A 6,397-nucleotide genomic window follows, 5' to 3' on the forward strand; every position below is an offset into this window, starting at 1 on the left:
CGATCTCGGCCTTCTCGAGAACCTTCGAGTCGACGCGAAGCGTCCGGTCTGGAGCGTGCAGCTCGGGCCAGTGTGCATCGCCCTTGTTGAAGTAGTTCTCGATGCGGGCCGCGGTCTCCGTGCGGTTGCAGACCGTAAGCATGACGGGCGGTGAGTGGTGCCCGGCCTCCCGCCAACGCGCCCGGGTTTCCCGCCAGTCGGCGCCGAGCAGCGTGTAGGCGTCCTGGACCAGCTTCGGCAGCGCCTCGTGCGGCTCCGCCTTTGCCCGGTTCAGGTCTTCGGAGACGGATGGATCGCGGTAGATGTGGTAGAGTTTCGAGCGGAGCGTCTTGGCGTCCGGGACGGCATCGTCGCGGACCACGACCCGCGGCGTCTTCACCAGCCCGGCCTCGATCGCGTCGTTCAGCCCGAAATCCGAGACGATCCAGTCGAACAGCGCCGTGTCGGTGCTCTTCTTCCCTGTCGGGGCGAAGGGCGTGGCCGAGAGGTCGAAACAGCGCTGGATGCGCCGGGTCTTGTGGATGCGGTCCAGACCTTCGATCCACCGCGTCGCTTCATCCAGATCGATGCCCTGCTCGGCGGCCGCCTTCTTGCTGATCTTCACCTCGGGCGGCTTGCGATAGGCGTGGTGCGCCTCGTCGTTGATGACGATGATGTCCTTGTGCGCCGCCAGCTTGCCCAGCACCCGCCGCGTGAAAGCCTCGTCGGACTCGCGCCCCTTCTTCACCACCGAGCGGTCCGCTTCCTTCAGCGGCATCAGCGAGTGCCAGTTCTCGATCAGAACCTCGGCCTGGTTGAGCTTCTGGCGCAGGGCCTCGGACGGGCACAGGTTGAACTCGTCGTAATAGCTGCCCTCGCTGGGCAGCAGCACCTGCAGCCGTTCCTTCACGGTCAGCCCCGGCGCCACGATGAATACCGCGCGGCTGAAGTCCTTGTTCCGCTTCGGATAGGTCAGCGCGTTCAGCACCTGCCAGGTGATGATCATGGCCATGACGGCGGTCTTGCCGGCGCCCGTGGCCATCTTGTTGCAGAGGCGCTGCCATGCTCCGCCGTCGCCGGGGATCGCGATGCCCTGCTTGTAGGCCTCCGCGCCCTCGATCCACCATATCAGGGTCTCGATCGCCTCAAGCTGGCAGAAATAGAAGGGATGCCGCCGCGCCTCCTGGTCATGCCAATGCTCCAGCAGCTTCTTCGTGACAATGGTCACGCCCGGCCTGCCATCTGCCCGCCAGGCATCGACGCGATCGCGGATCGTGTTGACCAGTGCCAGATCGTGCACGCGCTTGGTGTTCGTCCGAGCATCGAAAACCTCGTAGCTCGCCGGACGCCGCTCCGGCTTGATCTCGAGCTTGCCACCCGCGCCTTCGGTCCAGTGCTGCTCGGGCCGCTCCCAAGGCTTGTTGATGATCAGCGACATCGGCTCAGTCCTCAAGCGGCATGATCTTGAGCGACTCGATCCCGCGGTCGTCCACGATCTTGACCGCGATCCGCCGGTTCTCGCCGGCCTCGAAGGGCAGCGAGACGGTGCCGTGGAACTGCTCCAGCAGATCCTCGTCCAGCTCTGCGCGAACGGTCTTGCGCAGGCGGTTCCAGCCGCCCTTTGCGTCCGCCATCGGAAAGAACACCTGGTGTGGCATCAGGGATCGCTGGTCGTAGTCGGCGTCCAGTTCCCACATGGCGATCTGCTTCTTCCCACCAGAGATCAGATCGCCAGTCTTCGGGTCGAAATAGTCGAAGCCGCTCACCTCGACCTCCCAAAGCCCGTCCTCGCGCTTGCGCAGATCCACGTCCGGCTGGCCCATCAGCCAGAAGGACTGGTTCGAGGCGCGCTTCTTCTTCAGATCCTCGGTCAGCAGGTCGGTGTTCATCTGCGCCTTGAGCAACGTCACGCCAGGCCAGTTCACCTCGTCGATGTCCTTCGCGGCCTCCGGGTCGAAGGTGAAGGCGCAGAACAGAATGAATTTCGGCGACGGGCGCAGCGTCTGGGCTTCGTCAAGCGCCAGTTCCACTTGCCGCTGCTCCAGTGCTGCGTGCTCGGGGCCGAAGCTGACGACGACGCGCTCGCCCGTCTCGGCCACCGACCCACTGGCATGGATATGGCGTAGCCCCGGCAGCGTCTCGAACTCGGCGAAGCGGAGCATGGCGCCGCCCTTGCCGCGCACGCCGGTCTTGAGCAGCTCGTCGCGCCACAGCGCCTGTCGGGAGGTTTCGCCGGAACGGGCGACGGTCTCGTCGGCCTCCTGTGGTGGCATACTCTCGTCCAGCGACAGGACGGTTGGCGCCGGCACCGCCTCGACCGAGAAGGGCCCGCAGATGCGCAGCTTGGACTTGTCGATGCGGGGCTTGTCATAGAGCGTCTCCTGCTCGGCATGGTCTGCGATGGACTGGTCCATGCGGCGCTGCATCGCCTGGCGGGCGGTGTGGAAGGCTTTGAGGCGCGCGCGGGCGGCTTCGGGCCAATCGTCGGGCCAGTCGAAGGGCACCTCCCATTCGTGCAGGGTGTCACCCTTGGCGAAGTCCACCGGCTTGCCCTTGCGCACGCCCTGCGCGGGCTTGAGGGGCTTCGGCGGCGCGGCGGCCAGTGCGGCGTTCAGGTCGGCCAGCGCCGCCTCAATCTTCGGGTGGTCCTCATTGTAGATCGTGTCGATGTCGGGGTTGTTCGCGATGCTCTTCAGCGTGATGTGCGGCACCGTCTCGTAGTCGAAGCCGCCCTTCAGCCCCTCATGCGGATACCGCAGGGCGTAGTAGTCGAAACTAGCGGTCATCAGCCTCTGCTTGGCCAGCGTGATCGCCACGCGGGAGGTGTCGCAAGTGATCCAGCGCCGCCCCCATTTCTCGGCGACGACGGCTGCGGTGCCGGAGCCACAGGTGGGATCGAGCACCAGATCTCCGGGATCGGTGGTCATCAGGAGGCAGCGTTCGAGCACTCGTTGAACGGTTTGAACAACGTAGACTTTGTCAGCCATGAAACTGGCACCCACGTCTGTCCAATTATTCGAGAATGGGAATACAGGGAAATCGTTGAGATAGCGAACATACCCGACGCGGGTTGCGGTGCTTTCGATCCGGTTCGCTTTCTGAAGCCGCGACATACCTTCTTCGTTGGTTTTCCAGCGAACCTGCATGGATGGGCGAAATACGTCGCCGTTTTGCTGAACCGGGAACCAAGAAGCTGCCCCTTCGCCTTTCTCTCTACCCGCTCCTTGGCTCGTAAGGTTGTCGAGGCTGTAGACCTTCGCGTCTTCGGCCTCTGACACGGGCTTGCCATTCACGGTCTTTGAGATGCCGACCGAGCCAAGCTTCGGATGCAGAACACGGTTGTAGTTCGTTCCTCCAGTCTGGCCCGGTTCCTTGATGTTGTAGAGGGGCCGATATTTGAACTTCCCGCCTTTCAGGTCCTTCGCATACCAGACGATGTAATCCGCCACATTCGAGAGCGCATCATTCGTTGAGCTACTCGTTTTGACGAACGTAATGACTGAAACGAAATTCTCCGGCCCGAATAGCTCGTCGAGCATTTCGCGGGCGTGATGCAGGTTTTCGTCGCCAATCTGCACGAACACCGACCCGCTCTCGGTCAGCAATTCCCGCGCCAGCATCAGCCGATCGCGCAGATAGGTGAGGTACGAGTGGATGCCGAGTTCCCAGGTGTCCCGGAACGCCTTGATCATCTCGGGTTCCTGGGTGAGGTCGGCGTCCGAGCGGTCCTTCACGTCGCGCTTGTTGGTGAAGGGCTGGAAGTTCGACCCGTATTTGATGCCGTAGGGCGGATCGATGTAGATCATCTGAACCTTGCCGCCCATGCTCTCCTTGGTCAGGAGCGAGTTCATCACCAAGAGGCTGTCGCCCGCCACCAGCCGGTTCGACCAGCCCTTTTCGTGGTGGTAGAAATCCAGCGCCTGGCGCAGCGGCAGATTCTCGAACGGCGCCGCGAACAGGTCCGGCTGCTGCCACTGTGTCGCCGCATCCTTCCCCTTCAGCCGCTTCGCCGCATTGGCCAGGATCGTCGCCGGGTCCACGCGTTCATGGACATGGAGCGAGACGGTATCGACATCGACGCTCGTCCGCTCCGCCTTGCCCGTCCAGTTGAGATAGGGGGCCTGCAGCCGCTTCAGCTCCTGCAGCGCGTCCTTCATCCGTTCGGGATCGTCGCTGGCCAGCGCATCGTCGATGAGCCGTTCGATCCCCGCCCGCGCAGAGTCGAAATTCAGCACCGGGTCGAGATGCGGGTCGTAGGCCCAGACCGTCTTCTCGCCATCCGGATCGGTGCCGGCATGGACCATCCCCACCTCGGGGTTGTTCACGCGGGTCTCCCCGTGACGGTAGCTCAGCACCTGTGTGGGCCCATTCGGCTTGCGCGTAGTCTTCTTGCCGCGAGAGGCGGCACGCTGCCGCGGCGCAGGCTCGTCGGTCGGCGTCAGCTCGAACCCGTCGTCGTCGGCATCCTCGTCCCACGAGTCCTCGCCGTCGTCCTCATCCACTTCGGCATCGACCACCCGCATGATCGACCCGCCCCGCCCACGGCCTTTGGCTAGCAGGCCATCATCCACCAGGGCGTCGCGCGCGACGAAGTAGTCGTCGTCGGAGAGGCCCGGCACCTGCTCGCGCAACAGCGCCATCATCGCGCCGTTGCCGATGGAGGACCCGTCTTCGGGGGTAAGGGAAAGGATCAGGTCGGTCAGACTGTCGGACATGCGGGACGGGCACTCACGAAAAGGGCTTGTTTTCCATTACCCTATCGCCTGCGTTGCCCATTTGCACGCCCGATTCAGTCCAGCGTATGCTCCGCAAGCCAGAGCGCCCGCTGTTCCGTCCAGTCGAGCGGGAACGGGTCTATCAGCTTCGCGAGTGTGACGGTCGCGGGCTGGCGCCCGTCCATGATGGCATCCACGATGTCCGGCGCCAGCAGCGACAGGCGCATCAGCCGCGCCATGTAGGTGAATGCGATGCCCTCTCGCTCAGCCAGTTCGGAAATCGACGTGAACTCGCCGGACTCCAGCATCCTCTTCCAGCGGAAGGCGCGGGCCAGCGCCTTGACGAGTGTGCTGTCCGTGCGACGCGCCTGCGCGGCGCCCTCGGGCATCTGCATCTCCTTTCGCCCGCCGCGCTTCACGAGGCGGAACGGCACGTTGAGCGTCACGGTGTCCGGGATCGGCCTCCCGCGTGTCATGCTGCTTCTCCGATACCGCCGGCCTGCATCTCTCGCGCGAGGCCGCCCAGCCCGTCGATGCGCAGGCGGACGCTGAGCCCGTCTGTGCCGATATCGACACGCCCGACCAGCAGCGCCACGATGCGGGCCTGCTCGGCGGGGAAGAGTTCGTCCCACAGCGGGTCGAGCTGCTGCAGGGCCGCGCGGGCGTCGGCCTCGGTGATGTCGTCGGCGTGGGCGCGAGCGGTCTTCCACGTCCCTGCGACGATCTCGGGCTGGCGGAACACCGCGCGCAGCTGGTCCATGACAGTGGCCTCGATCTCGCCGGCGGGCACGCGGCCGACGGGGCACGAACCGGCGCCGTGCTTCAGCACTGTCTGGCTGACGTAGTAGCGGTAGAGCCTGTCGCCCTTGCGGGTGTGGGTTGGCGAAAAGGCCGCGCCATCCGGACCGAACAGCAGCCCCTTTAGCAGCGCGGGCGTCTCGGCGCGGGTGCGCGCGGCTCGCTTGCGGGGGCTCTCCTGCAGGATCGCATGGACGCGGTCCCATGTCGGGCGGTCGATGATCGCGTCGTGCTCGCCGGGGTAGCTCTCGCCCTTGTGCACCGCCTCGCCGATATAGGCGCGGTTGTTGAGCATCCGGTAGAGGTACTTCTTGTCTATCCGGTTGCCGCGGGGCGTGCGGATGCCGCGTTTCGCGACCTCCCGGGCCAGTTCCGTGCCCGAGCCGATCTCGAGGAATCGGGTGAAGATCCAGCGGACGTGCTCGGCGTGTTCCTCGTCGACGACGAGCTTCCTGTTTTCGACCCGATAGCCGTAGGGCGGCACCCCGCCCATCCACATGCCCTTCTTTCGGCTCGCGGCAACCTTGTCGCGGATGCGCTCGGCTGTGACCTCGCGCTCGAACTGCGCGAACGAGAGCAGGATGTTCAGCGTCAGCCGGCCCATGGACGTGGTCGTGTTGAACGCCTGCGTGACCGAGACGAAGGTCACGCCGTTCCGGTCGAAAACCTCGACCAGCTTGGCGAAGTCGGCGAGCGAGCGCGACAGTCGGTCGATCTTGTAAACCACGACCACGTCGACCAGCCCGTCCTCGATATCCTCCAGCAGCTGCTGCAGGCCGGGCCGGTCCAGCGTGCCGCCCGAAAGGCCGCCGTCGTCATACTGGTCGCGGACCAACACCCAGCCCTCGGAGCGTTGCGATGCCACGAACGCCTCGCAGGCCTCCCGCTGGGCGTGGAGCGAGTTG

The 6,397-nt window shown here is 64.8% G+C and carries 4 protein-coding genes; all 4 read right to left on the reverse strand.

What is annotated here, in order from left to right; all coding sequences use genetic code 11:
- On the reverse strand, nt 1-1,417 hold a 1,417-nt coding region (locus tag DRV84_RS14820), incomplete at its 3' end, for a DEAD/DEAH box helicase (protein ID WP_158547828.1).
- Nucleotides 1,418-1,421: 4 nt separating this feature from the next.
- Nucleotides 1,422-4,694 carry a site-specific DNA-methyltransferase gene (locus DRV84_RS14825; protein ID WP_115982075.1) on the reverse strand — a complete coding sequence of 1,091 codons (3,273 nt, stop codon included), beginning with the start codon at nt 4,692-4,694 and terminating at the stop codon, nt 1,422-1,424.
- A 74-nt stretch (nt 4,695-4,768) separates the two neighbouring features.
- Entirely contained in the window at nt 4,769-5,140 is a 372-nt protein-coding gene (locus DRV84_RS14830) for a hypothetical protein (RefSeq protein ID WP_476748607.1), read from the reverse strand.
- A 26-nt stretch (nt 5,141-5,166) separates the two neighbouring features.
- Nucleotides 5,167-6,397: recombinase family protein (locus DRV84_RS14835; RefSeq protein WP_147298884.1), on the reverse strand; the 1,231-nt coding region annotated here is incomplete at its 5' end.

The organism is Rhodosalinus sediminis, from assembly GCF_003385555.1.
GTDB classification, from domain to species: Bacteria; Pseudomonadota; Alphaproteobacteria; order Rhodobacterales; family Rhodobacteraceae; genus Rhodosalinus; species Rhodosalinus sediminis.